The sequence below is a fragment of the Bradyrhizobium sp. WSM4872 genome (assembly GCF_055811715.1).
Genome location: NZ_JBVVPT010000048.1, coordinates 1 through 21,439 on the forward strand (window position 1 = coordinate 1; position 21,439 = coordinate 21,439).

Genomic DNA, 21,439 nt, shown 5'->3' on the forward strand with positions numbered 1-21,439 from the left:
ACCCCACCCCACCCGCGAGCAGATTGAACTGCCGATGGTCCTGGATTGCCTGAGCGATCCGATTAGATTGGCGATTGTGTATCAGCTCGCCGAGCAGGAACCTGTCAGCGGCGAGCTGTGCTGCGGCGACTTCAACGCGCTCAGCGGCAAGTCGAATCTCGCCTATCACTTCGCCAAGCTACGCGAATGCGGCCTGATGCAGACCCGCGTCGCCGGCACCAACCGATTCGTGCGGCTCCGCCGCGACGATCTGGACGCACGCTTTCCGGGCCTGCTCGATGCCGTCATCACCTCCGCGGCAAAGGATGCCGACCGGCTGCGGCTGCTGTCGGAGCGCGATGTGGTTGAGGCTGATTGAGGATTGGGCGGCCAGTCCGTCTTCGCTTGCGCTTCGCTCCAGCTACGCCGGACACGCTTCGCCCCTTCGGGTCTCGCGTGGCTGCGCCACGCGTAGCCCCGAGAGAGGCGAAGCGTGGAGACCCGGCCTGGATTTGAACCAGGATAAAGAGCGATGCATCGCCCTCGCGTAGACACTTCCGCCACCGGGCCGCGGCGATCATTACTGATCGGGGTGCGACAAGCCACCTCAGGCAGACGTTATGCTTAACGAACTCAGGAAGCTTACCGAATCCGAGAGGTTTACCGAACCAATGGCGGCCGCGCGACGAACGTCATGCGCCAGCTATTGTGGCCGATATTGCGGTGAGCGCGCTGGACCGTGAAGCCGGCTGTCCTGAGCCTGGCGGTGATCTCCTGCTCACTGTAGCGCTGCAGCCCGATGCGCGTGCGCAGCTGACGGTAATCCGACAATGCGGTGCTGATCAGCCCGATCAGCGCATCTTTCAAAAAGCCGTGACGAAGGCCGAAGCTGAGCAGCGCTGTGACGTCCCTGAACATGCCGACATTGGGCTGGAGGATGTCGCCGAGCACCAGCTTGCCGGAGGGCTTCAGGATACGGCGGAAGTTGAGGAGCGCGGCGTCGAGCTCGTCCGGCGCCATGTATTGCGCGACCGAGTTCATCACGACGAGATCGATCGACTGCTCCTGCATGTGGTGGACGTCGTCGAGCGAGCGGACGCGGATTTTCGTGTTCGGGGCAAACCGCGCGATCAGCCGGCCGCGCACGCCGGGCGCGGGCTCGGCGAGGATCAGCTTGCCGCAGACAGCCGCGACCTGGCTCGCCGACAGTGCCTCGCCGCAGGCATAGTCAAGCACGGTCGCCTCGGGCGAAGAGATGTAGCCGATGATGTCCCGCGCGATAATCTGAAAGTGCAAGTCGCGATGCAGCTTGCTGACATAGATCGTATGCGTCGAGTCGTAATAATCGATCCAATCGTCCATGGTCGTCGAGGGCCCCGGCCAAACGGTTCCGCTGCAGGAACCGGCGCTGCCCGCCTGCGTTAGGGGTGCGGCGGCGCGCCGTCAATGTCCGCGTCCTAACAGGAAGGTTTCCCGTGAGCAAAGCCCCACAAAAGGTCTCGCCCGACCTCGACACCCCCACCGATCTGTCGCCCCAGGCGGTCAACAAGGTTTCGGAGGCACTCAACGTGCTTTTGGCCGACGCGTTCGCGCTGTATCTGAAGACCAAGAACTTCCATTGGCACATCAGCGGCCGGCATTTCCGCGACTATCACCTGCTGCTGGACGAGCAGTCCGACCAGATCTTCGCCACCACCGACCAGCTCGCCGAGCGCGTCCGCAAGATCGGCGGCACGACGCTAAAGTCGATCGGCCAGGTCGCCAAGCTCCAGACTATCAAGGACAACAACGAGGACTACGTCCCGCCGCGTGAGATGCTGCGCGAGCTGATGCAGGACAACAAGCATGTCGCCGCGGCAATGCGCAAGGCACACGAGGTCTGCGACGACGCCGGTGACGTCGCCAGCGCCAGCATCCTCGAAAACTTCATCGACGAGACCGAGCGCCGCACCTGGTTCCTGTTCGAAGCCACAAGACAGGAAGGCGCGAACGAGGCGTAGGGTAGGTCGTAGGGTGGGCAAAGGCGCGCTCTTCGCGCGCCGTGCCCACCATCTATCCGCAGTTCAAATTGTTTGGTGGGCACGCTTCGCTTTGCCCACCCTACTGCACCGTCTTTGTAGCTACCGCCACAACCGCATCAACGCCCCATTCTTCCCCGTCACCGGATCGGCCGGCGGCAGCGCGACGTTTGGAATCGTCTTCAGCGCCTTGGCGTGGTTCTCCGGCGTTGCGCGGGTGACCTCCATCTTCGCACCCGGCGGATAAGCGCCGATCACGCAGAAATCCTCGCTCGCCTTGATGCGTTGGTGACCTGTGCCGGCGGGCAGGATCGCGACGTCGCCGGCCTTGATCTCCAGCTCCTGGCCATGGTCGCCGCCGAAGCGGACGCGCGCGCTGCCACGCGCAACGCCGAGCACCTCGTGCACCGTCGCATGATAATGCAGATAGTCGAAGACGCCATTGCGCCACGTGCCGCCCCAGCCGTTCGCTTCGAACAAGCGTTCGATCGTCTCTTCCGGCTGTCTGGAATCAAGCTTCACCGCGGCCTGGTAGACCAGGAAGGGAAGGATATTGTTCGGCACGAGCCCGTCATCCTCAAACACGATGGCGAGCGGCTCGGCATTGTCGCGGACGACGGACATAAGGGGCTCCTGCGTGAGCGTAGCAGTGATCAACGATAGGAGTTGAGCGGCGTTCCTCGTTCCGCTGTCATTCCGGGTTCGCGCTGCGCTACGCCCCGGAACGACAAAAGCCCGGGAGAAGACCCGGGCTCGACGTCGTCATAGCAGTTGCAGGAGAGCGCGCGCCTTACGCGCTCTTGTTCTGCCGCATCAGGTCCGCAAATCGCTGGAACAGATAGTGCGAGTCGCGTGGACCCGGTGAAGCCTCGGGGTGGTACTGCACCGAGAACACCGGCTTGCCGTCGAGCTGGATGCCGCAATTGGAGCCGTCGAACAGCGAGATGTGAGTCTGCGTCGCGCCCGTCGGCAGGGTGCTCTCGTCCACCGCAAAGCCGTGGTTCATCGAGGTGATCTCGACCTTGCCGGTGGTCTCGTCCTTCACGGGATGATTGGCGCCGTGATGGCCCTGGTGCATCTTCTTGGTCTTGGCGCCGACCGCGAGGCCGAGCATCTGATGGCCGAGACAAATTCCGAATGTCGGCGTGCCCGACTTGATCACGTCCTGGATCACGGGCACGGCATATTTGCCGGTCGCGGCCGGATCGCCGGGACCGTTGGACAGGAACACGCCGTCCGGCTTCATCGCCAGGATGTCCTCGGATGACGTCGTTGCCGGCACCACCGTCACCTTGCAGCCGACGCCGGCGAGCAGGCGCAGAATGTTTCGCTTGATGCCGTAGTCGATGGCGACAACGTTGAACTCAGGCTTGTCCTGGCGGCCAAAGCCCTTGTCCCAGAGCCAGGGTGTCTCGTCCCAGGTGAAGCGCTGGCCGGAGGTGACCATCGGCACGAGGTCCATGCCCTCGAGGCCTGGCCATTCGCGCGCTTCTTCCTTCAGGCCGTGCAGGTCGAACTCGCCGTCCCTGGCGTGCGCGATCACGGCGTTGGGCATGCCCTTGCCGCGGATCAGCGCGGTCAGCGCGCGGGTGTCGATGCCGGAGAGGCCAATGATGCCGCGCGCCTTCAGCCACTGGTCGAGGTGCTTGGTGGCGCGGTAGTTCGAGGGATCGGTGATCGCGGTGCGCAGGATCACGCCGCGCGCGCCGGGCGTCGCGGCCATGTTCACCGTCTCGATGTCGTCGTCGTTGGTACCGACATTTCCGATATGCGGGAAGGTGAAGGTGATGAGCTGGCCGGCATAGGAGGGATCGGTGAGGATCTCCTCATAGCCGGTCATCGCGGTGTTGAAGCAGACCTCACCGACGGCTTGACCTTCGGCGCCGAGGCCAAAGCCTTCCAGCACCGTGCCGTCGGCAAGCACCAACAGCGCGGTCGGTTTGTGGTCCGGCCAGGCGGGATCGTTGTCATGTTGTGTCATGAGCCCGGTTCATAGTCTCCGCGGGCGCCGACGTCAAAGCGGAGATGCGCCGATTCACATGCGTTTTTGCATATTTGACAGATCGCCTTCGGCCCCTAAGCTCCGCGGCATAATTTCCGGCAAATTCCGGGGCTTGGGAGGCAATAATGGACCAGACGACGCCGATTCTGCTGGTTCCGGGACTAGCCTCCTCAGCCCGGATCTATGCACCGGTCATCCCGTCGCTCTGGCGGTTCGGCCCGGTGACGGTCGCCAACCATGTTCGCGACGACAACATGGCGGCGATCGCCCGGCGGGTGCTGAGCGAGGCGCCGCCGCGCTTCGCGCTCGCCGGCCATTCCATGGGCGGCTACATCGCCCTCGAGATCATGCGCCAGGCGCCCGAGCGGGTGGCCAGGCTGGCGTTGATCAACACTCAGGCGCGGCCCGACACGGAGGAGGCGACCACGCGCCGCCGCGGCCTGATGGAGCGGGCCCGGCGCGGCGAGCTGCGTGCCGCGCGCGAGGAGATGTTTCCCGAACTGGTGCATCCATCGCGCCGCGACGATGCCGGTATTCGCCAGCTCGTGCATGAGCAGGGCGAGGACGTCGGCGTCGAAGGCTATCTGCGACAGCAGACTGCGATCATCGCGCGGGTCGATTCGCGGCCGACGCTTGCGACGATCAAATGCCCGACATTGGTGCTGACGGGCGATCAGGACAACACGATTCCCAACGCATTCTCGAAGGAGATGGCGGAGGGCATTGCCGGTGCAAGGCTCGTTATGTTGGAGAATTGCGGACACCTGCCGCAGCCGGAGCAGCCTGCGGCGACGGTGCGGGCGCTGGTCGAATGGCTGGGACCCCCGGTTGTCTCAGGGCCGCGAACGGCCTAGATCAGGCGTCGGACATGCAAAAGGGATCACGACCATGCTGCGCGACGACATCAACAATGCGGTCAAGGAGGCCATGAAGGCCAAGAACGAGCGCAAGCTGTCCACGCTGCGCATGGTCAACTCGACCATCAAGAATGCCGACATCGAGGCGCGCGGCAGCGGCAAGCCGCCGCTCTCGGACGCGGACCTGCTCGGCGTGTTTCAGAAGATGATCAAGCAGCGTCAGGAATCGGTCGAGCTCTACGAGAAGGGCGGACGTGCCGAACTCGCCGCGCAGGAGCGCGAGGAGATCGCGGTGATCTCGGCGTATCTGCCGAAGCAGATGTCGGACGATGACGTGAAGAAGGCGATCTCGGACGCGGTCGCGGAGACGGGCGCCGCCGGCATGAAGGACATGGGCAAGGTGATCACCGTGTTGAAGACGAAGTACGCTGGCCAGATGGATTTCGGCAAGGCGTCCGGTTTGGTGAAGGCTGCTCTGACGGGCTAAGCGGCCGCGCCGAAGGTTTGCCAGGAACTGACAGACTATCATTCTGGTCATGCCCGGCCTTGTGCCGGGCACCCACGTTCTTCAGAATGAAGAGAAAGAACGTGGATGGCCGGGACGAGCCCGGCCATGACGAGAACCCCCGATGAGCAGGGCCTCTCCCATGACCGCCATCAAGCCATTCCGCATCGACATCAGCGACGACATTCTCATGGACCTCAAGCCGCGCCTTGCTCGCACGCGCTGGCCGGAGGCGGAGCTCGTCTCCGACTGGAGCCAGGGTGCGCCGCTGGCATGGATCCAGGAGATCTGCACCTATTGGGCTGATGGCTACGACTGGCGCGCGCGCGAGGCAAAACTCAACCGCTTCGAGCAGTTCACCACGGAGATCGACGGGCTCGACATCCATTTCCTGCATGTGCGCTCGAAGGAGCAGTCGGCGCTGCCGCTGATCATCACCCATGGCTGGCCCGGCTCGATCGTCGAATTCCAGAAGGTGATCGCGCCGCTGGTCGATCCTGTCGCGCATGGCGGCCATCCCGCCGATGCCTTCCACGTTGTCTGTCCGTCGCTGCCGGGCTTTGGGTTCTCCAGCAAGCCGAACACCACCGGCTGGGGCGTCGATCGTATCGCCGCGACCTGGGCCAAGCTGATGGACCGGCTCGGCTACGCGCGTTATGGCGCGCAGGGCGGCGACTGGGGCTCGGCGGTGACGACCTCGCTTGGCATGCAGGACGCCGAGCATTGCGCCGGCATCCACATCACGCTCGCCTTTAACGCCACGCCGAAAGTCGAGGGCGAACCGACGCCCGAAGAGAAACGCGCGCTCGCCGGCCTCAAGCATTACGTCGACCTCGACTCCGGCTATTCGAAGCAGCAATCGACGCGGCCGCAGACACTCGGTTACGCTCTGACCGATTCGCCGAGCGGACAGGCGGCCTGGATTCTGGAAAAATTCTGGGCCTGGACCGATTGCAACGGTCATCCCGAAAACATCTTCACCAAGGACGAGCTGCTCGACAACGTCATGCTCTACTGGGCGACGGAGACGGCGACCTCGTCCGCGCGGCTCTATTGGGAAAGCTTCGGCAAGCGCCGGACCACGCCGGTCGTCAAGGTGCCGACGGGCGTCGCTGTCTTCCCCAAGGAGATCATCACGCCGGTGCGGCGCTGGATGGAGCCGAACTTCCACAACATTACGCATTGGAGCGAAATGGAGAAGGGCGGCCATTTCGCCGCATTCGAGCAGCCGGAGCTGTTCGTGCGCGATGTCCGCAAGTTCTTCGCGACGGTGCGCTGAAACGCAATCTGCGTCATGCCCGGGCTTGTCTCGGGCATCCACGCCCTTAAACTCAGGCCAAACAAGAACGTGGATGGCCGGAACAAGCCCGGCCATGACGACGCTGCCGGGAAACGACCATGCTCACCGAAGCCAGCACCTACGATGAACTCTACGGCAATTTCCGCTGGGACATCCCGGCGCGCTTCAACCTGGCGGAGGCTTGCTGCGATCGCCACGCCGACGGAACCGGCCGGCTGGCGTTGGTCTATGTCGACGAGAACGGTGCCATCACGCGTACATCCTTCGACGACGTCGCTGAGATGTCGCGCCGCTTCGCCAACGTGCTGAAGACAGATGGTCTTGCCAGCGGCGACCGAATCGCGGTGTTCCTGTCACAGTCGCTGGAGCTGCCGATCGCGCACATGGCCGCGTTCCGATCGGCGATGATCTCCATTCCGCTGTTCGCGCTGTTCGGCGAAGACGCGCTGGAATTCCGCCTGTCGAACTCGCAGGCCAAGGCGATCGTCACCGACGCGGGCGGCTGGGAGAAGCTTTCGAAGATCCGCGACCGTCTGCCGGCGCTGAAGAATGTCTACATCGTTGGCGAACGAACGCCGGCGGGCACGACATCGTTCTGGAATTCGGTCAAGGCTGCATCGCTCGACTTCACGCTGGTGGACACGTCTGCGAAGGATCCCGCGCTGATCATCTACACCTCCGGCACGACAGGTAATCCGAAGGGCGCGCTGCACGCACACCGCGTCGTGCTCGGACATCTCCCCAATGTCGAGATGTGCCACAACTTCCTGCCGCGCCCCGGCGATCTGATGTGGACGCCGGCAGACTGGGCCTGGATCGGCGGCCTCATCAACGGCCTGTTCGCGTTCTGGTATCACGGCATTCCCCTGGTCGGTCACCGCGCGCGAAAGTTCGAGCCGCAGGCGGCGATGCAGATGATGGCCGATCTCGGCGTGCGCAATGTCTTCCTGCCTCCGACCGCGCTGAAGCTGATGCGGCAGGCCGGCGTGACGCATCCGGGCGTCAGGCTGCGCAGCATCTTCACCGGTGGCGAGTCCCTCGGCGGCGAGATGCTCGGCTGGGTGCGCGAGACTTTCGGCATCGACGCGCATGAGGTGTTTGGGCAGACCGAATGCAATCTCGTGATCGGCAGCAACGCGAATCTGTTTCCGATCCGCCCCGGTTCGATGGGCAAGGCGACGCCGGGTTTCGATGTCCGCATCGTCAACGACAGAGGCGAGGAGCAGCCGCGTGGCCAGCGCGGCATCATCGGCGTGCGCCAGCCATGTCCTTGCACGATGCTCGAATACTGGCGCAATCCGGAGGCCACGGCGAAGAAGTATGCCGGCGAGTTCCTGCTCACCGGCGATCTCGGCGTGCAGGATGAAGACGGTTACTTCTGGTACGTCAGCCGCGAGGACGACGTCATCACCACCGCCGGGTATCGGGTCGGCCCGTCCGAGATCGAGCACACGCTGATGAAGCACCCGGCGGTGGCGATGGCGGCGGTGGTCGGCATTCCCGATCCGATCCGCACCGAATCGATCAAGGCCTGGATCGTGCTGCGCCCGGGCTTTGCCGCCGGCGACGCACTCGCGCGCGAGATCCAGGAGTTCGTCAAGGTGCAGCTCGCCGCCCACGAATATCCACGGTTCGTTGAGTTCGCGGAGACACTGCCAATGACCGCGACAGGCAAGGTACTGCGGCGTGAGCTGCGGGCACGCGGATAGGACATCGTCGTCTTACTGCGACGGCGTCGACAGCGCGGACCGCAGCATCGCGGCGAGGTCTCGCCGCCGGAACGGCTTGGATAGGATGCGGGCATCGCCGATCCCGTCGGGCGCCTTGACGGGATTTTGGCTGTAGCCGGAGGTGAAGAGCACCTTGAGCCCTGGACGCAACTCGATTGCTTGCCTCGCAAGCTCCGGCCCGAACATGCCGCCGGGCATCACGACGTCGGTGAACAGCAGGTCGATGTCCCCGGACTGGCGCAACAACTCGAGCGCCGCCGGGCCGCTCGCCGCGGTGATGACGCGATAGCCGAGCGTCTTCAGCTCGCTTTCGACATAAGTCCGAACCATGTCGTTGTCCTCGACGACAAGAATGGTCTCGCTTCCTTCGCGCGCGACGATCCCTTCGGCGGGTGTGGCGTCCTCGTTTGGCGGTGTTGCCAGGCGGGGAAAGAACAGCCTGACGGTGCTGCCTTGTCTCGGCGCGGACTGCATCTGCACCAGCCCGCCGGACTGCCGCACAAACCCGTAGACCATGCTCAGGCCGAGCCCGGTTCCCTTGCCGACCTCCTTGGTGGTGAAGAACGGCTCGAACGCCCGGCTCGCCACCTCGGCGGTCATGCCGCTGCCGGTGTCGGTCACGGCCACCATGACATAGTCGCCAGGTCGCGGCTCGCCATTGATGTCCAAGTCGGATTCACCGAGCGAGACATTGCGCGCCTCGATCGTCAGCCTGCCGCCCAACTGCATGACATCGCGCGCGTTGAGCACGAGATTGAGCAGCGCAGTCGTTAGCTGGCCGGGATCGATGCTGATCAACCACAGGTCCGGTGCGAGCGCGAAGGTGCATTCGATGTGCTCGCCCAAGGGCCGGCGCAACAAGTGCTCCATCTCCCTAAGCTTCTCGCCGATGTCGATCTCTCGCGGCCTCAGGGGCTGCTTGCGCGCGAAGGCGAGCAGGCTCCGCGTCAGGTCGGAGCCGCGCTCGGCGGCCGTCGCGATGTCGCCGGCGATCCGGTGCAACTCCTTGTTCCCCGCCAGCCTGTCGGCAAGATGCTCCGAATTGCCGAGAATGACGGTGAGGAGATTGTTGAAGTCATGCGCCACGCCGCCGGTGAGCTGGCCCATGGCCTCCATCTTCTGGGATTGGCTGAGCTTCTGGTTGAGGTCCGCGATGGCCGCGCGTTGCTGCTCGAGCGACTCGGCGGTGCCGTTGAGCAGGGTCATCAATCCGCCCAGCTCGCCGCGCGGATGGGGAGGAGGAATTCGCGCGCTGAGATCGCCGAGCCCGAGTCTCTTCGCCATATTGGCGAGCCGCCCGACCTGGCGCCCCACGCTCACGGTCGCGAGGATCCATACACCGGCCAGCAGCAGCAGCAAGGCCACCGCGAGGATCGCCATGTCCTCGTAGAGCCGGCGATTCGCCGCCGCCACCAATCCGTCCTTGGACCGTCCGACCAGGATGTAGAGGCCGGCATCACGGATCGAAGGCGCGTGGGCGACGGCCCAGACCTGCGTGCGGCCGTCGCGATCGGTCACTTCCTGAAATGCCTTTTGATCGGGAGCCGTCGCGAAGCGGAGCAGGTCGGATCCCGCAATCGACGCGCCCACGGGCGCGGTCCAGCCGGCTCCCGAGGGAGCGACGAGAACGGTGCCCTTGCCGTCGATGAGCAGGATATCCTTCTCCGCGAGCAGCCGTTTGTGATGATACTCGGCGAATTTGCGCAGGTTGAACGAGGCGAGCAGCACCAGCTTCAGCGCGCCCGCTTCCGATCGCACCGGATATGCGATCTGGAGCACCGATATTCCGGTCAGCCGGCCGAAGACCGGCTCGACCACGACGCTGCGCGAGACCAGGGCCTCCTTGAAATAGGCGCGATCCCTCAGATCGAGGGTGCGGTTGGTCCGCAGCGAGTCGCAGAACAGGCTGCCGTCCGGGTCGATGGTCAGGATTCCTGTGAACTGCGGGTATTCCTCGCGCACGTCCGACAGAAACGCCGAGCACGCCGCCTTGTCGCGCGTGTCGAGGTCGCGCGCACGGGCGAGACCATAGTGAAGCTGTGCGGTGCCCTGAATCTTCTCGCCCAGATCACTCGCAATGTCGTCGGCCGAGGCCGCCAGATTGGCCAGGGCGGCGTTGATTTCGCTGCTCCGATTCTGCACGAAACGCAGCCCGACGAGGCTCGCCGGCACCAGCATGGCCGCGATGACGAGTATCAGTAGCCGGGTACGCAAGCTCATCGGTCGGACAATCCATTCCGGTCATCGCGCTGCTCGTTCAAGGACCCAATTTGCGGCACCACCCTCCGCTCAGTCCATAGGCATCGGGCCGAAAAAGTCTCCGGCGGGGAAAGATTTCGAGCCGCGTGCAGCACGGATGAGCTCCCCGAACGGAGCGCCGCAGTCGGCGCGATGGCTTTCCCCGGTCTGCGCCGGCGGCGTCGGGATACCGTCGTCCGGCAATCCAACTCGCGCGTGCGCGCCGGCCGCGGGAACGCTAAGATCGAGGTCATCCGCGTGCGACGGAGATCGCGCCGGCCAACGAGGAGGAAGCTGATGTCCATTTCGGGCAAGGTCGATCCGGTGGTGCGTCCCGTCGCGGCGACCGACATCGCCGAGGCGCTGGTCGAGGGCCTGCGTGATTTCCAGGCGCTGCCGCTTTACGGCCTTTGCTTCGGTGCGCTCTACGCCGCCGGCGGCATTGCCATCATGCTGTGCTTCACGGCGTTCGGCATGGTCTATCTGGTCTATCCGCTGGCCGCCGGCTTCGCGCTGCTCGGGCCGTTCGTGGCGATCGGGCTCTATGAAGTCAGCCGCCGTCGCGAGCGCGGCGAGCCGGTCTCGCCCGGCGCGATCTGGTCGGCCGTGCGCGCGCGGAGCGAGATCGGTTGGATGGCCTTCGTCACGCTGTTCGTGTTCGTGGTCTGGATGTATCAGGTGCGGCTTCTGATCGCGCTGCTGCTCGGCCTGCATGCCTCGTTCTCGAGCCTTCAGGAATTCATGACGGTGGTGCTGACCACGAACGAGGGCTTGCTGTTCCTCGGCATCGGCAACGCGGTCGGAGCGGTGCTGTCGCTGATCCTCTTTTCGCTGACCGTGGTGTCGTTTCCGCTGCTGCTCGACCGCGAGGTCGATTTCGTCACCGCGATGGTGACGAGCGTGCGCGCGGTCGTGGCCAGCCCGCTGCCGATGATTGGCTGGGCCGCGGTGATCGTGATGGTCCTGATCGTCTCCGCGCTGCCGTATTTTCTGGGGCTGGTGGTGACGCTGCCCGTGCTCGGGCACGCGACTTGGCATCTTTATCGGCGGATCGTGGTGCCGGTGGCGTAACAGCGAGCCGGACGCAACGGCAGCGAGCTATTCGCCCGTTGCCAGCCGGCGCGCGCCTGATGAAGTCAGTTCGAGTTCACCGAGGCGCCTGATCGCATAACCGAGGTTGGTCAGCCGCTCGCCGTGCGCTTGCGGAATTTCGCCTTGCGCCTTGCCCTTGCCGATCTCGGCCAACGACGCAAATTCATCGGCGCTGAGCCCAACGCTGCTGTCTGTCATCAGGCAACCTCGTCGGTCCATACTTCGAAATTGAGCAGCTTATTCGGACCGAAGGTCTGGGTGATCGGGACGTCCGCGGCATCGCGTCCTTGTGCGATCAGCACGCGGCCGATTCGCGGCGTGTTGTTGCGGGGATCGAACATGTGCCAGCTTCCGCCGAGATAAGCCTCGAACCAGCCGGCGAAATCTCCCGCGGCCCAGGGCTTCGGCGTGCCGATGTCGCTGAGATAGCCGGTGCAGTAGCGCGCCGGGATGTTCATGCAGCGGCAGAACGCGATGGCAAGATGAGCATAGTCGCGGCACACGCCCTTGCCTTCGTCGTAGGCCTCCCGCGCCGTCTTGGTTGCGCGCGCGTGCTCATAGCCGAAAGCGATATGACGATGAACGAAATCGCAGATGGCCTGGACCCGCGCCCAGCCCGGCTGGGTGTGCTCGAACAGTTTCCATGCGATATCCGACAGGCGATCGGTCTCGCAGTAACGACTGCCGAGCAGATAGACGAGCGTGTCCGTCGGCAGCGCCTCGACGGCGTGCTGAGCCGCCTTCGGGAACACCGGGTCGGGCAGGCCGCTGTCGCTCACGACGCCGTCGCCGGCAAGGCGAAAGGCGCCGGCCGGCGCCACGATGCGGCTGCACCAATTGCCGAAGAGATCGCGATAGGGAGTGATCGGCACCGAGGGTCTCGTGGTCACCAGGTCGGGCACGATGACATCGGAGGCGCGGGTGAAGTGGGTGCCCAACACCATGATCATCGGTGTGGGCTGCGGGAATTCGTACAGCATCTCAAACCCAACGCGGAGCTTCATACGATTTTCCCTTGGCTAAGCTCCCAACATGGCTACGAAGCGGCCGATCACAAGGCTTTGACGGCTTATTCGCTCGCGCGCGGCATTCGGCGCCTCAAAAGTGCGGCACGGGCGAGAAAACGATAGCTAATTGCGGCGATTGCGCGCACGGTGCGGGAATGTCGAAAGATCTGTCGTTTCTGCGCCTATGCAGCGCCACGACTATTCGCGCGACGTGAAGCGCCTCATTTCCTCGCACGGCGGAGCCGATTCATCGCGACGTCGCAACAGCGGTCGTTGCGCATATTGCCCGCTCCAGCGGGTGTGTTGGACGCGGCAGCTCGTGCCGCAGACGCCTGAAGGTTTCACCGCGGTTCGGTCGAGAGATCGAACGCCAACCGAAAGCACCAGATGCAATCTCTCTCCCCACGGCACGTCAAGACAGAAGAAGCGCTCCGGCTCGGCGTCGAGTCGGGCTGGTACGCGATCAAGGTCAGCGGGACCTTTGTCTCCGGCCCGCACGATTCGGAAGCGGATTGCAGTCGTAAGATCGACGAAATCAATCCGCCTCCGGTGAAGAAGAAGCGATGACGGCGCGGAGTTCGCCCGCTACGGCGTCTTGATACCCATCGCCTTCAACGCTTCCAGCATCTGCGCCGGCGGCGCCATCTTGATCTGCGGCGCCTTGCCCGTTTCCAGCAGGCTCTTCAGCCCCGACAGGATTGCGGGCCAGCCGGTGCGGCCGCCGGAAAGAATGTCATCGCTAAGCGGGCGGTCGTGACGTTCGCTCATGGTGAGGCGGACGGCCTCGCCGGCTTGTTCGATCTCGTAAGTGACAAGCGTGGTGCCGAGCTTTGCGACGAGGTCGGGCCAGTTGACGTTCCACGTCACTGTCAGCTTGTTCGGCGGATCGTATTCGAACACATCGCCCGAGATGTGTTCCGACCCGTCAGGCGCGCACACGATGAATTTGCCGCCGAGTCTTGGCTCCATCTCAACCGCGAAGCCGGAAAAGTATTTGCGGCTGAACTCGGCGGAGGTCAGCGCCTCCCACACCTTCTCCGGCGTCGCGGCGATGTAAATCGTGTAGACGGTGAGCGGCTTGAACTGATCGAGGTTCATTTTGCATCGAATCCCTTGTTGAGCGCTGCGCGTGGAATAGCCAGCACTTTGCCGCTTTCCAGCAGGCTCTTGAGACCGGACAGAATCGCCGGCCAGCCGTTGGACACGGCGCCGAGATATTTGCCGCCTTCGACGAAGCCGTCATGCAGCACCGTCAAACGCACGAGCGAGCCGAACGGTTCGATGGTGAACACGACCCGCGAGATCGGCTCACCGCGCAGCTCCTCGTATTTCTGGTGCTTGAAGCTGTAGGACAACCGCCGCGGCGGATCGGCTTCGAGGATTTCGCCGGAATCGGTGGTCTCGCCGTCCAGCAGCAGCGCGAAAGGGGAGCCGATTTTCCAGTCGGATCTGACCTCGGCGCCGAACCAGTATTGCTTGGTGAACTCGCTTGATGTCAGCGCCTCCCACAGCCTCTCCGGAGTGGTCTCGATGTAGGTGACATAGACGAATTGCGGCTTACTCATCACGCTTCTCCAACTGGCGTTTCAACTCGCCGAGTGCGGCGAGCTTGCCGCGCTCGAACTTCTTGATCCAGCGCTCGCCGATCTGATGGATCGGAACCGGATTGAGATAGTGCAGCTTCTCGCGGCCGTGCCTGACGGTCGTGACCAGGTTGGCATCTTCCAGAATCGCAAGGTGCTTGGTCACCGCCTGGCGCGTCATCGCGAGACCTTCGCAGAGCTCGTTCAGCGTCTGGCCGTTCCTGGCGTGAAGCCTGTCGAGCAGCGACCGTCGTGACGCATCGGCGAGCGCTTTGAAGACCTCATCCATGGCGACGATAATAGGCAACCAAATGGTTGCATGTCAAGGCGTTGATACATGGCGCGGTGCTCGTGTTCCTGGAGACGCCGGAGATGAAGACATGGGTGCCGGCGGCTCTGGACGGAAACTGAGGGCCATGCATTAATGCCCCAAACCGCGCTCAGCGAGTTCTCCCCATGATGTCTCTGCAAGCCTATCTCGCTTTCCTTGCCGCCTGCATTGCGCTGGCGCTCCTGCCCGGTCCGATCGTCACTCTCGTCATCGCCAACGGGCTGCGCCACGGCACGCGTGCGGCGCTGACCAATGTGGCCGGTGCGCAGGCCGGCCTCGCCATCGTCATCGGCATCGTCGCGGTCGGCCTGACCTCGCTGATGGCGACCATGGGCTATTGGTTCGACTGGGTGCGCTTTGCCGGCGCCGCCTATCTGGTCTGGCTCGGCATCAAGCTGATCTGGGCGCCGGTCGAGGGCGTCAATGTGGACGAGCCGCCGGCGCCGCCGCGCGGAGGATTCTTCCTGCAAGGTTTCCTGGTGCTGCTGTCGAACCCGAAGGTGCTGGTGTTCTTCGGTGCCTTCATTCCGCAGTTCATGGACATGAACCGCGACCACTTCCCGCAGGTCGCGCTGCTGGGCGCCACCTTCATGGTCACTGCGGTGATGACGGACGCGCTCTACGCCATCGCCGCCGGGCGGGCCCGAAAGTTCTTTTCGGCCCGCCGCACGCGCATGATGTCGCGCATCTCCGGCGGCTTCATGATCGGCGGCGGCATCTGGCTGGCGCTGACCAGGGCGAAATAACCGCCATCGGGCTACTCGACCAGCCTCTCCGCCCGCAGCTCCAGCTCGATCTCCGCAAAAATCCGCGCCAGCCGCTCGGCCCATTGTTGCTGGCCGGACCGGTCGGCGATCAGATCCTGGCGGATCTCGATGCCGGTGTTGACGAGGCCGCGGGCCTCGCCGTGCACGGGGATGGTGTAGTCGGTGAGGTCGTTGACCGCGTAGGGCTCGTTGTCGCCGACGATGAGATCGCTCTCTCTGCGCAGATGCCTGAGCAGCAGCTGCGGCAGCACGGTGTCGCGATTGTAGAGCGCGCCGATGTGCCAGGGGCGCGCGACGCCGGCGTAAACGGGGGTGAAGCTGTGCAGCGACACCAGCACCGTCGGCCGCTTGTCGTGCACGCGGCGGTCGATCGCGGCATCGATATGCCGGTGGTAGGGCTCGAAAATCTCGCGCCGGCGCGCTTTGCGCTCCTGCTCCGAAATTCCCTCGTTGCGCGGGATCGCGGTTGCTTCGGAAATCACGGGAATCGAACTCACGGCGGCGGGCGGGCGGTTGCAGTCGATCACCAGCCGCGAATAGCGCTGCGCGATCAGATGTGCGCCCAGCATCTCTGCCAGCCGGTCGGCGACACCCGCAATGCCGATGTCCCAGGCGATATGCCGCGTCAGTTCGCCTCCCGCGACGCCGAGATCGCCGAGCGTACGCGGCAGCACCCGTCCGTAATGGTCCGAGGTGAGCAAAAAAGGCGATCTCCCTTGCGCGTTCACCTCGTGCACCGGGGGGACGTCACCCTCGCTGAGGAGTTGATTGGTCGCCTCGATTGTGTCTAAAGCCATCCTGATTGCCTAATGAAACAGCAGTCACCCCGAAGAATCGGGCGGGATTGCTATAGATTGGTCTGCCCGACCCCACCATGATTGCCTGACGATGCCGCTGCTCACGATTCATCACAAGACCGAATATCGCTACACCCGCCCCGTGGCGTTCGGCGAACACAGGATCATGCTGCGTCCGCGCGACGGGCATGATCTGCGCGTGCTCGACTCCAGGCTCGAGATCTCGCCGGAGCCGATGTCGCTGCACTGGATCCACGACGTGTTCGGCAATTCCGTCGCGATCGCGAATTTCGACGAGCGCGCGGACACGTTGGTCTTCGACTGGCACGTCACCGTCGAGCACAATCCGGTCGAGGAGTTCGCGCTGACGCCGGACGATTCGGCCTATTTCTATCCGTTCGCCTATGACGACGAGGAATTTCCCGACCTCGTCCACTACATCACGCCGCAATACACCGATCCCGACGGCGAGATCGCGGAATGGGCGCGCGGCTTTCTCGACGAGGACGCGCCGACGCCGACCTTCAAGATCCTGAGCGGCATGACCCACGGCATCCGCGAGCGGTTCAAGTATCGCAAGCGCCACGAGCTGGGCACGCAGCATCCGCTCGACACCTTGCAGTCCGGTAGCGGGACCTGCCGCGATTACGCGCTGTTCATGATCGAGGCGCTGCGCCATCTCGGCATCGCCGCACGATTCGTCTCCGGCTACATCTTCCTGCCGGAGGATATCGAGCAGCGCCATGTCGGCGGTGGTTCGACGCATGCCTGGGTGCAGGTCTACCTGCCGAGCGCGGGCTGGATCGAGTTCGATCCGACCAACGGCATCGTCGGCACCCGCGACCTCATCCGCGTCGCGGTCGCACGCGATCCGCGACAGGCGATCCCGCTGCACGGCGTCTATATCGGCCCCGCGGGCGCGTTCGACGCCATGGACGTCTCCATCAGGGTGGTGTCGGACGAGCAACGCAGCGGCGAGGAGCTGGAGGCGGAGGTTTCGTAGCCGCTCACCGTCGTCTTCCTGGCGAAAGCCAGGACCCATTACCCCGACTGTCAGTGTGGTGCGACGTTGTAGCTGTCGAGTTGCCCGTTCCCGTGTTCGGTGGCTATGGGTCCTGGCGTTCGCCAGGACGACAGTGGAATGTGTGGCGCTGTCGCTCCGCATCATTCGCAGCTATAGAGCCCCCATGACCTCCGATCGTCTTTTCGTCTACGGCACGTTGATGCGCGGCTTCGACCATCCGATGGCGCGGCTGCTTGCGGGCCACGCTGATTTCATCAGTGAAGCGACCTGCCGCGGCCGGCTCGTTCTGGTGAAGCATTATCCGGGGCTGCTGCTCTCCGATGTGCCGTCCGATCGCGTCCACGGCGAACTCTTTCACCTGCGCGTGCCCGACGAACTCTTGCGCGAGCTCGACATGTACGAGGCCTGCGGCGAGGGCTTTCCGGAGCCGACCGAATATCTGCGCCAGCTGGTCGACGTGACAGGCGCGGACGGGGTGACGGCACCGGCCTGGACCTACATCTACAACTGGCCCGTCACCGATCTGCCGCGCATCGAATCCGGCCGCTTCCTCGATCACTAGGCCGACAGCACTTCCTTCACCGCGCGCACGTCGACCTCGCGCTCGACATAGGTCCACTCCTCGGTCCGCCGCAGCATCGCCACCAACTCCTCGAACAGCGAGGCGTGCGCGGGCGCGAATTCGAACCAGGTCAGGAAATCGAAGGGCCCGCCGAGGTCGCGGCAATGGTAGAGCTGCCGCGCGATCGCGGGCAGGAAGCGCAGGCTGCTCGCGATGTGGTGTGATTTGTCCTCAAATATTCTACGGCGCTCTTCCTGGGTCAGATCCCACCAGGCCTGCGACTTGCGGATCGGGATCAGCGCCGCGCTGGTTGCTTCCAGCCGGCCGAGGCCGGCCTGCACGGCCGTGAGCTGCTGCTTCTCGGCGCGCTCGGTGTAGCGCAAGCTGCTCGCGACACCGACCAGCCGCCAGGCATTGCGCGAGGGCACCAGCGGCAACGCGATGGCCTCGCTGTCGGTGACCGACAGCGCCGGCATGAAGGCGAGGGGCTCGCCCGTGACAGGCGAAATCGAGGTGATGCGCCAACCCCCGCTCTGGCCGCCTCGGAAGGTCCTGAACATGGTCCATGGAAGCGTGGAACCGGGGCGGGTTCAAGGCCCCTGTCACGAGCCTCCGAAGATATTGTCTGGATCAAGCCCGCTTCTTCGGCTTCGATCTCTGCTGCATATAGGAGCGCAGCACCGCATTGATGCGCCGCTGATAGCCCTCGCCCTCGCGCTTGAAGAAGTCGAGGACATCCTCGTCGACTCGGATCGAGATGGCCTTTTTCTTCGGCGGTATCACCAGCACGGCGTCCGACCAGTCGACGTCCTTGAACTCCGCCCAGTCGGGGTCATTTGCGATCGAGGCTTCCAGTTCCTCGTCCGTCATTGCATCGACACGGGCCCAATCACTATCACCCTTGCGGCGGTCTCCCCATCGACGCTTCACGATATGCTCTTTTTTCATCTGGCCTCGGACGTCGCGCTGAAATGATACAGATCCCTTGATCTCTTCGCGTGAAGATCACTGGCAGTAGTCGGTCGTCGAGTTTTCCGATCGCGATCCACCGCTCTTCGTCGTTACGATTCGATCGTTTGATGACCACACGCTCGTAAAAGATCTGACTGGCGTCATCGAAACTGATTCCATGCTTGATCAGATTGGCCCGGTTCTTCTGCTCGTCCCATTCGAACCCGGCAGGCGCGAGAGAGCTGAAATCCGGCATCAGTTTCTCTGTATATACAAACGTATTTTTGGATTATCGAGCCTGTGGATATGGACTGAACATATCATGAACGTTAAATAAGACGTTGAAGCAAGGCCGGCGTTCGCCTTTCTGAGGTGGGCGCTTCACGCGGCCGAGCTGACAGAGTTCCATTCCGCCATGCGCTTCACGCCCCAATTCCTCGACGAGCTGCGTGCCCGGCTTTCGGTCTCCGAAGTCGTGGGCAAGCGCGTCAAGCTGAAGAAGGCGGGGCGGGAGTGGAAGGGGCTGTCGCCGTTCCAGCAGGAAAAGACGCCGTCCTTCTACGTCAACGACCAGAAGGGCTTTTACCACGACTTCTCCTCGGGCAAGCACGGCGACATCATCAGCTTCATGATGGAAACCGATGGCCTGCCGTTCGCGGAGGCCGTGGAGCGGCTCGCCAATATGGCGGGCCTGCCGCTGCCGGCGGTGACGCCGGATGCGGCGCGTCAGGAGCAGCGGCGCCGTTCGCTGCACGACGTCATGGATCTCGCCGCGAAGTTCTTCGCCGAGACGCTGGCCTCGCGCGTCGGCGCCAAGGCGCGCGGCTATCTCGCCGACCGCGCCATCTCGCCGGCGACGCAATTGCAGTTTCGGCTGGGATATGCGCCGCCCGATCGCTTCGCGCTGAAGGAGCATCTCGGCAAGCTCGGCGTCTCCGTCGACGACATGGTCGAGACCGGCATGCTGGTGGCCGGCAACGACATCCCGGTGCCCTATGATCGCTTCCGCGACCGCGTGATGTTTCCGATCACGGATTTGCGCGGCCGCGTCATCGCCTTCGGCGGGCGCGCGCTGGAGAAGGACGTTCCGGCCAAGTATCTGAACTCGCCGGAGACGCCGCTCTTCCACAAGGGCGACAATCTCTACAACCACCAGACCGCGCGCAAAGCCACCCATGAGGGCAGCGCGCTGGTCGTGGTCGAAGGCTATGTCGACGTCATCGCCATGGTCACCGCTGGCTTTGCCGGCAGCGTGGCGCCGCTCGGCACCGCGCTCACCGAAAACCAGCTCGCGCTGCTCTGGAAGATGGCGGACGAGCCGATCCTCTGCTTCGACGGCGACCGCGCCGGCCAGAAGGCGGCATATCGTGCCGCGGATCTTGCCTTGCCCTTCCTCGCGCCCGGCAAGAGTCTTCGTTTTGCGCTGCTGCCGGAGGGGCAGGACCCCGACGATCTCGTGCGCTCCGGCGGTCGCGGCGCGATCGAGGAGGTGATCGCGGCGGCGCGTCCGCTCGCCGAGATGATCTGGTCGCGCGAGCTCGAAGGCGGCAATTTCGCCACGCCCGAGCGCCGCGCCGCGCTGGAGGCGCGCATCAAGGAGCTCTCCAACGGCATCCGCGACGAGGTGGTGCGGCGTTATTATCGGCAGGATCTTGCCGAGCGGCTGCAGCGCGCCTTTGCCCCCGAAGGCGGCCGCGGCGGCTTTGGCGGCCGAGGCAATTTCCGCCCCGGCTCGGCCGGTCGCCAGTTCCAGCCCCGCGGCGGGGGAGGCGCGAATCGATTCGGCGGTCAGGGATTTGGTGGAGGCCGCCGCGGCCCGCCCGGTCCGATCCAGCTGCCCTCCGGGCCCTACCAGGCGGCGAGCGCGCAGCTCGCGGCAAGCCCGATCATGCGCGGCCAGCGCAGCGCGATTTCCCGCCGCGAGGCCCTGATCCTGCAAATCCTGATCAACCATCCCTGGCTGCTGCACGATCACCTCGAGGAAGTCGCGGCCCTGGAGCTCGCCCATCCCGAGGTCCACAAGCTCCGGGCCGGCATCATCGCCGCCTTCGCCAACGACCATCACCATTCGCCGGACCCCGGCGAGCTCGCCGAGAAGATGCGCAGCGACCTTGAGAAGGGTGGATTTTCGCAAGCGCTTCAACGGGTTGAGGGCGGCATCACGACCGCGGCGGTGTGGGGCGCCCGCGAGGGCGCCGCACGGGACGACGTTCTCTCCACCTGGCATCAGCTGGTCGCCTTGCATCGGCAGTACCATTCACTACTTAGAGAGCTGAAAGACGCCGAGATGGCCTTGGGGGAGGATCCCAGCGAGGCCAACATGGCGTGGCTGCGCGACGTCAAGGCTCGGATAGGCGAAGTCGACGGCACCGAGGCCCTGATCGAGGGTTTTGGCGAGCTGTCGGGCCGGTTCCAGAAGAGCGTGTGATGAAAGAATCATGCGGACGGCCGGGACCGGAACCGCTAAAAGACTCGCCAAATCCGAGGTTTGGCGGCAAAAACAGGGTTAATCGAGGCTTAACGGTCTTGTAGCACTTTGGCCACCAGGCGGCCGCAGGCAGAACAGACGCGTCAGGAATGAATCCGCGCAATTGCTGTTGGCACTACACCTGCATCCGCTGCGACAAAGAGGCTCTACGAAGCGTTAGGCAAATCCGGCGAGTGAAAGGTCGGGGGTGGCGACAAGAGGTCCGCGC

General features: G+C 64.1%; 25 protein-coding genes. 12 read left to right on the plus strand and 13 right to left on the minus strand.

The genetic code is table 11. The features are described 5' to 3' along the window. Window positions 1–358, plus strand: a 358-nt coding sequence (locus tag AC0L3C_RS34720; RefSeq protein WP_473410255.1) for an ArsR/SmtB family transcription factor, incomplete at its 5' end; no start/stop codon positions are given. A 281-nt stretch (window positions 359–639) separates the two neighbouring features. On the opposite strand, the gene AC0L3C_RS34725 is transcribed toward AC0L3C_RS34720, so the two are convergent. After that, window positions 640–1,341, minus strand: a complete 702-nt coding sequence (locus tag AC0L3C_RS34725; RefSeq protein WP_473278558.1) for a class I SAM-dependent methyltransferase — start codon at window positions 1,339–1,341, stop codon at window positions 640–642. A 113-nt stretch (window positions 1,342–1,454) separates the two neighbouring features. Between AC0L3C_RS34725 and AC0L3C_RS34730 the strand changes: the two genes are divergently transcribed. Then, entirely contained in the window at window positions 1,455–1,979 is a 525-nt protein-coding gene (locus tag AC0L3C_RS34730; RefSeq protein ID WP_473262657.1) for a Dps family protein, read from the plus strand. A gap of 120 nt (window positions 1,980–2,099) precedes the next feature. Here AC0L3C_RS34730 and AC0L3C_RS34735 read toward each other — a convergent pair whose 3' ends face one another. Both AC0L3C_RS34735 and carA read right to left on the minus strand, forming a co-directional pair. Then, window positions 2,100–2,621: a hypothetical protein gene (locus tag AC0L3C_RS34735; RefSeq protein ID WP_473278557.1), complete on the minus strand. Its 522-nt coding sequence runs from the start codon at window positions 2,619–2,621 to the stop codon at window positions 2,100–2,102. Window positions 2,622–2,787: 166 nt separating this feature from the next. Beyond that, on the minus strand, window positions 2,788–3,978 hold the full coding sequence (gene carA / locus AC0L3C_RS34740) for a glutamine-hydrolyzing carbamoyl-phosphate synthase small subunit (protein WP_473278556.1): 1,191 nt from the start codon (window positions 3,976–3,978) through the stop codon (window positions 2,788–2,790). Between the two features lie 146 nt (window positions 3,979–4,124). Here carA and AC0L3C_RS34745 point away from each other — a divergent pair, with 146 nt between their 5' ends. The 4 genes from AC0L3C_RS34745 to AC0L3C_RS34760 all read left to right on the plus strand — a co-directional run bounded on the left by AC0L3C_RS34745 (window position 4,125) and on the right by AC0L3C_RS34760 (window position 8,370). Continuing rightward, a complete protein-coding gene (locus AC0L3C_RS34745; protein WP_473410256.1) occupies window positions 4,125–4,853 on the plus strand; it encodes an alpha/beta fold hydrolase in 729 nt (242 codons plus the stop codon). A gap of 34 nt (window positions 4,854–4,887) precedes the next feature. Next, the gene (locus AC0L3C_RS34750; protein ID WP_473410257.1) at window positions 4,888–5,343 is read left to right on the plus strand and encodes a GatB/YqeY domain-containing protein; all 456 of its coding nucleotides are present in this window, start codon (window positions 4,888–4,890) and stop codon (window positions 5,341–5,343) included. A gap of 160 nt (window positions 5,344–5,503) precedes the next feature. Continuing rightward, window positions 5,504–6,640 (plus strand): epoxide hydrolase family protein, encoded by a 1,137-nt coding sequence (locus AC0L3C_RS34755; RefSeq protein ID WP_473410275.1) that lies wholly within the window; start codon window positions 5,504–5,506, stop codon window positions 6,638–6,640. A 119-nt stretch (window positions 6,641–6,759) separates the two neighbouring features. Continuing rightward, entirely contained in the window at window positions 6,760–8,370 is a 1,611-nt protein-coding gene (locus tag AC0L3C_RS34760; protein ID WP_473262663.1) for an acyl-CoA synthetase, read from the plus strand. A 12-nt stretch (window positions 8,371–8,382) separates the two neighbouring features. On the opposite strand, the gene AC0L3C_RS34765 is transcribed toward AC0L3C_RS34760, so the two are convergent. Next, a complete protein-coding gene (locus AC0L3C_RS34765; RefSeq protein ID WP_473410258.1) occupies window positions 8,383–10,611 on the minus strand; it encodes an ATP-binding protein in 2,229 nt (742 codons plus the stop codon). A gap of 315 nt (window positions 10,612–10,926) precedes the next feature. Between AC0L3C_RS34765 and AC0L3C_RS34770 the strand changes: the two genes are divergently transcribed. Continuing rightward, window positions 10,927–11,700 (plus strand): DUF2189 domain-containing protein, encoded by a 774-nt coding sequence (locus AC0L3C_RS34770; RefSeq protein WP_247428535.1) that lies wholly within the window; start codon window positions 10,927–10,929, stop codon window positions 11,698–11,700. A gap of 27 nt (window positions 11,701–11,727) precedes the next feature. Here the strand turns inward: AC0L3C_RS34770 and AC0L3C_RS34775 are convergent, their stop codons facing one another. Continuing rightward, window positions 11,728–11,919: a hypothetical protein gene (locus AC0L3C_RS34775; protein ID WP_473262665.1), complete on the minus strand. Its 192-nt coding sequence runs from the start codon at window positions 11,917–11,919 to the stop codon at window positions 11,728–11,730. Next, window positions 11,919–12,725 carry a transglutaminase-like domain-containing protein gene (locus AC0L3C_RS34780; RefSeq protein WP_473410259.1) on the minus strand — a complete coding sequence of 269 codons (807 nt, stop codon included), beginning with the start codon at window positions 12,723–12,725 and terminating at the stop codon, window positions 11,919–11,921. Before AC0L3C_RS34780 ends, AC0L3C_RS34775 begins: the two co-directional genes overlap by 1 nt. A gap of 390 nt (window positions 12,726–13,115) precedes the next feature. Here AC0L3C_RS34780 and AC0L3C_RS34785 point away from each other — a divergent pair, with 390 nt between their 5' ends. Further along, complete coding sequence (locus AC0L3C_RS34785; protein WP_473410260.1) at window positions 13,116–13,295, plus strand: hypothetical protein; 180 nt, start codon at window positions 13,116–13,118, stop codon at window positions 13,293–13,295. A gap of 18 nt (window positions 13,296–13,313) precedes the next feature. Here AC0L3C_RS34785 and AC0L3C_RS34790 read toward each other — a convergent pair whose 3' ends face one another. Genes AC0L3C_RS34790 through AC0L3C_RS34800 form a run of 3 tightly spaced genes read right to left on the minus strand, consistent with a single transcriptional unit; the run spans window position 13,314 to window position 14,600 of the window. Next, the gene (locus AC0L3C_RS34790; protein WP_473278551.1) at window positions 13,314–13,826 is read right to left on the minus strand and encodes an SRPBCC family protein; all 513 of its coding nucleotides are present in this window, start codon (window positions 13,824–13,826) and stop codon (window positions 13,314–13,316) included. Further along, entirely contained in the window at window positions 13,823–14,293 is a 471-nt protein-coding gene (locus AC0L3C_RS34795; RefSeq protein WP_473410261.1) for an SRPBCC family protein, read from the minus strand. The genes AC0L3C_RS34790 and AC0L3C_RS34795 overlap by 4 nt, the downstream gene beginning before the upstream one ends. Then, entirely contained in the window at window positions 14,286–14,600 is a 315-nt protein-coding gene (locus AC0L3C_RS34800; protein WP_473410262.1) for an ArsR/SmtB family transcription factor, read from the minus strand. Before AC0L3C_RS34800 ends, AC0L3C_RS34795 begins: the two co-directional genes overlap by 8 nt. A 167-nt stretch (window positions 14,601–14,767) precedes the next feature. Between AC0L3C_RS34800 and AC0L3C_RS34805 the strand changes: the two genes are divergently transcribed. Next, on the plus strand, window positions 14,768–15,388 hold the full coding sequence (locus AC0L3C_RS34805) for a LysE family translocator (RefSeq protein WP_085384410.1): 621 nt from the start codon (window positions 14,768–14,770) through the stop codon (window positions 15,386–15,388). Window positions 15,389–15,399: 11 nt separating this feature from the next. Here AC0L3C_RS34805 and AC0L3C_RS34810 read toward each other — a convergent pair whose 3' ends face one another. Continuing rightward, entirely contained in the window at window positions 15,400–16,206 is an 807-nt protein-coding gene (locus AC0L3C_RS34810) for an N-formylglutamate amidohydrolase (protein WP_473410263.1), read from the minus strand. 91 nt (window positions 16,207–16,297) lie between these two features. Between AC0L3C_RS34810 and AC0L3C_RS34815 the strand changes: the two genes are divergently transcribed. Both AC0L3C_RS34815 and AC0L3C_RS34820 read left to right on the plus strand, forming a co-directional pair. Continuing rightward, a complete protein-coding gene (locus AC0L3C_RS34815; RefSeq protein ID WP_473346995.1) occupies window positions 16,298–17,209 on the plus strand; it encodes a transglutaminase family protein in 912 nt (303 codons plus the stop codon). 184 nt (window positions 17,210–17,393) lie between these two features. Then, window positions 17,394–17,792 (plus strand): gamma-glutamylcyclotransferase family protein, encoded by a 399-nt coding sequence (locus AC0L3C_RS34820; RefSeq protein WP_473410264.1) that lies wholly within the window; start codon window positions 17,394–17,396, stop codon window positions 17,790–17,792. On the opposite strand, the gene AC0L3C_RS34825 is transcribed toward AC0L3C_RS34820, so the two are convergent. The 3 genes from AC0L3C_RS34825 to AC0L3C_RS34835 all read right to left on the minus strand — a co-directional run bounded on the left by AC0L3C_RS34825 (window position 17,789) and on the right by AC0L3C_RS34835 (window position 18,999). Further along, window positions 17,789–18,352: a chlorite dismutase family protein gene (locus AC0L3C_RS34825; protein ID WP_354169355.1), complete on the minus strand. Its 564-nt coding sequence runs from the start codon at window positions 18,350–18,352 to the stop codon at window positions 17,789–17,791. The genes AC0L3C_RS34820 and AC0L3C_RS34825 overlap by 4 nt on opposite strands. A 70-nt stretch (window positions 18,353–18,422) precedes the next feature. Next, entirely contained in the window at window positions 18,423–18,662 is a 240-nt protein-coding gene (locus AC0L3C_RS34830) for a BrnA antitoxin family protein (RefSeq protein WP_473410265.1), read from the minus strand. A 25-nt stretch (window positions 18,663–18,687) separates the two neighbouring features. After that, window positions 18,688–18,999, minus strand: coding sequence for a BrnT family toxin (locus tag AC0L3C_RS34835; RefSeq protein ID WP_473410266.1), 312 nt, complete (start codon window positions 18,997–18,999; stop codon window positions 18,688–18,690). Window positions 19,000–19,158: 159 nt separating this feature from the next. Here AC0L3C_RS34835 and dnaG point away from each other — a divergent pair, with 159 nt between their 5' ends. Next, window positions 19,159–21,171, plus strand: coding sequence for a DNA primase (gene dnaG, locus AC0L3C_RS34840; protein WP_473410267.1), 2,013 nt, complete (start codon window positions 19,159–19,161; stop codon window positions 21,169–21,171). Window positions 21,172–21,439 lie beyond the last annotated feature (268 nt).

What these genes read in the sequence shown, in the direction of transcription:
- AC0L3C_RS34725 (WP_473278558.1), bottom strand. Translation starts at nt 1,341, where the DNA reads ATGGACGATTGGATCGATTATTACGACTCGACGCATACGATCTATGTC.
- AC0L3C_RS34735 (WP_473278557.1), bottom strand. Translation starts at nt 2,621, where the DNA reads ATGTCCGTCGTCCGCGACAATGCCGAGCCGCTCGCCATCGTGTTTGAG.
- carA (WP_473278556.1), bottom strand. Translation starts at nt 3,978, where the DNA reads ATGACACAACATGACAACGATCCCGCCTGGCCGGACCACAAACCGACC.
- AC0L3C_RS34745 (WP_473410256.1), top strand. Translation starts at nt 4,125, where the DNA reads ATGGACCAGACGACGCCGATTCTGCTGGTTCCGGGACTAGCCTCCTCA.
- AC0L3C_RS34750 (WP_473410257.1), top strand. Translation starts at nt 4,888, where the DNA reads ATGCTGCGCGACGACATCAACAATGCGGTCAAGGAGGCCATGAAGGCC.
- AC0L3C_RS34755 (WP_473410275.1), top strand. Translation starts at nt 5,504, where the DNA reads ATGACCGCCATCAAGCCATTCCGCATCGACATCAGCGACGACATTCTC.
- AC0L3C_RS34760 (WP_473262663.1), top strand. Translation starts at nt 6,760, where the DNA reads ATGCTCACCGAAGCCAGCACCTACGATGAACTCTACGGCAATTTCCGC.
- AC0L3C_RS34765 (WP_473410258.1), bottom strand. Translation starts at nt 10,611, where the DNA reads ATGAGCTTGCGTACCCGGCTACTGATACTCGTCATCGCGGCCATGCTG.
- AC0L3C_RS34770 (WP_247428535.1), top strand. Translation starts at nt 10,927, where the DNA reads ATGTCCATTTCGGGCAAGGTCGATCCGGTGGTGCGTCCCGTCGCGGCG.
- AC0L3C_RS34775 (WP_473262665.1), bottom strand. Translation starts at nt 11,919, where the DNA reads ATGACAGACAGCAGCGTTGGGCTCAGCGCCGATGAATTTGCGTCGTTG.
- AC0L3C_RS34780 (WP_473410259.1), bottom strand. Translation starts at nt 12,725, where the DNA reads ATGAAGCTCCGCGTTGGGTTTGAGATGCTGTACGAATTCCCGCAGCCC.
- AC0L3C_RS34785 (WP_473410260.1), top strand. Translation starts at nt 13,116, where the DNA reads ATGCAATCTCTCTCCCCACGGCACGTCAAGACAGAAGAAGCGCTCCGG.
- AC0L3C_RS34790 (WP_473278551.1), bottom strand. Translation starts at nt 13,826, where the DNA reads ATGAACCTCGATCAGTTCAAGCCGCTCACCGTCTACACGATTTACATC.
- AC0L3C_RS34795 (WP_473410261.1), bottom strand. Translation starts at nt 14,293, where the DNA reads ATGAGTAAGCCGCAATTCGTCTATGTCACCTACATCGAGACCACTCCG.
- AC0L3C_RS34800 (WP_473410262.1), bottom strand. Translation starts at nt 14,600, where the DNA reads ATGGATGAGGTCTTCAAAGCGCTCGCCGATGCGTCACGACGGTCGCTG.
- AC0L3C_RS34805 (WP_085384410.1), top strand. Translation starts at nt 14,768, where the DNA reads ATGATGTCTCTGCAAGCCTATCTCGCTTTCCTTGCCGCCTGCATTGCG.
- AC0L3C_RS34810 (WP_473410263.1), bottom strand. Translation starts at nt 16,206, where the DNA reads ATGGCTTTAGACACAATCGAGGCGACCAATCAACTCCTCAGCGAGGGT.
- AC0L3C_RS34815 (WP_473346995.1), top strand. Translation starts at nt 16,298, where the DNA reads ATGCCGCTGCTCACGATTCATCACAAGACCGAATATCGCTACACCCGC.
- AC0L3C_RS34820 (WP_473410264.1), top strand. Translation starts at nt 17,394, where the DNA reads ATGACCTCCGATCGTCTTTTCGTCTACGGCACGTTGATGCGCGGCTTC.
- AC0L3C_RS34825 (WP_354169355.1), bottom strand. Translation starts at nt 18,352, where the DNA reads ATGTTCAGGACCTTCCGAGGCGGCCAGAGCGGGGGTTGGCGCATCACC.
- AC0L3C_RS34830 (WP_473410265.1), bottom strand. Translation starts at nt 18,662, where the DNA reads ATGACGGACGAGGAACTGGAAGCCTCGATCGCAAATGACCCCGACTGG.
- AC0L3C_RS34835 (WP_473410266.1), bottom strand. Translation starts at nt 18,999, where the DNA reads ATGCCGGATTTCAGCTCTCTCGCGCCTGCCGGGTTCGAATGGGACGAG.
- dnaG (WP_473410267.1), top strand. Translation starts at nt 19,159, where the DNA reads ATGCGCTTCACGCCCCAATTCCTCGACGAGCTGCGTGCCCGGCTTTCG.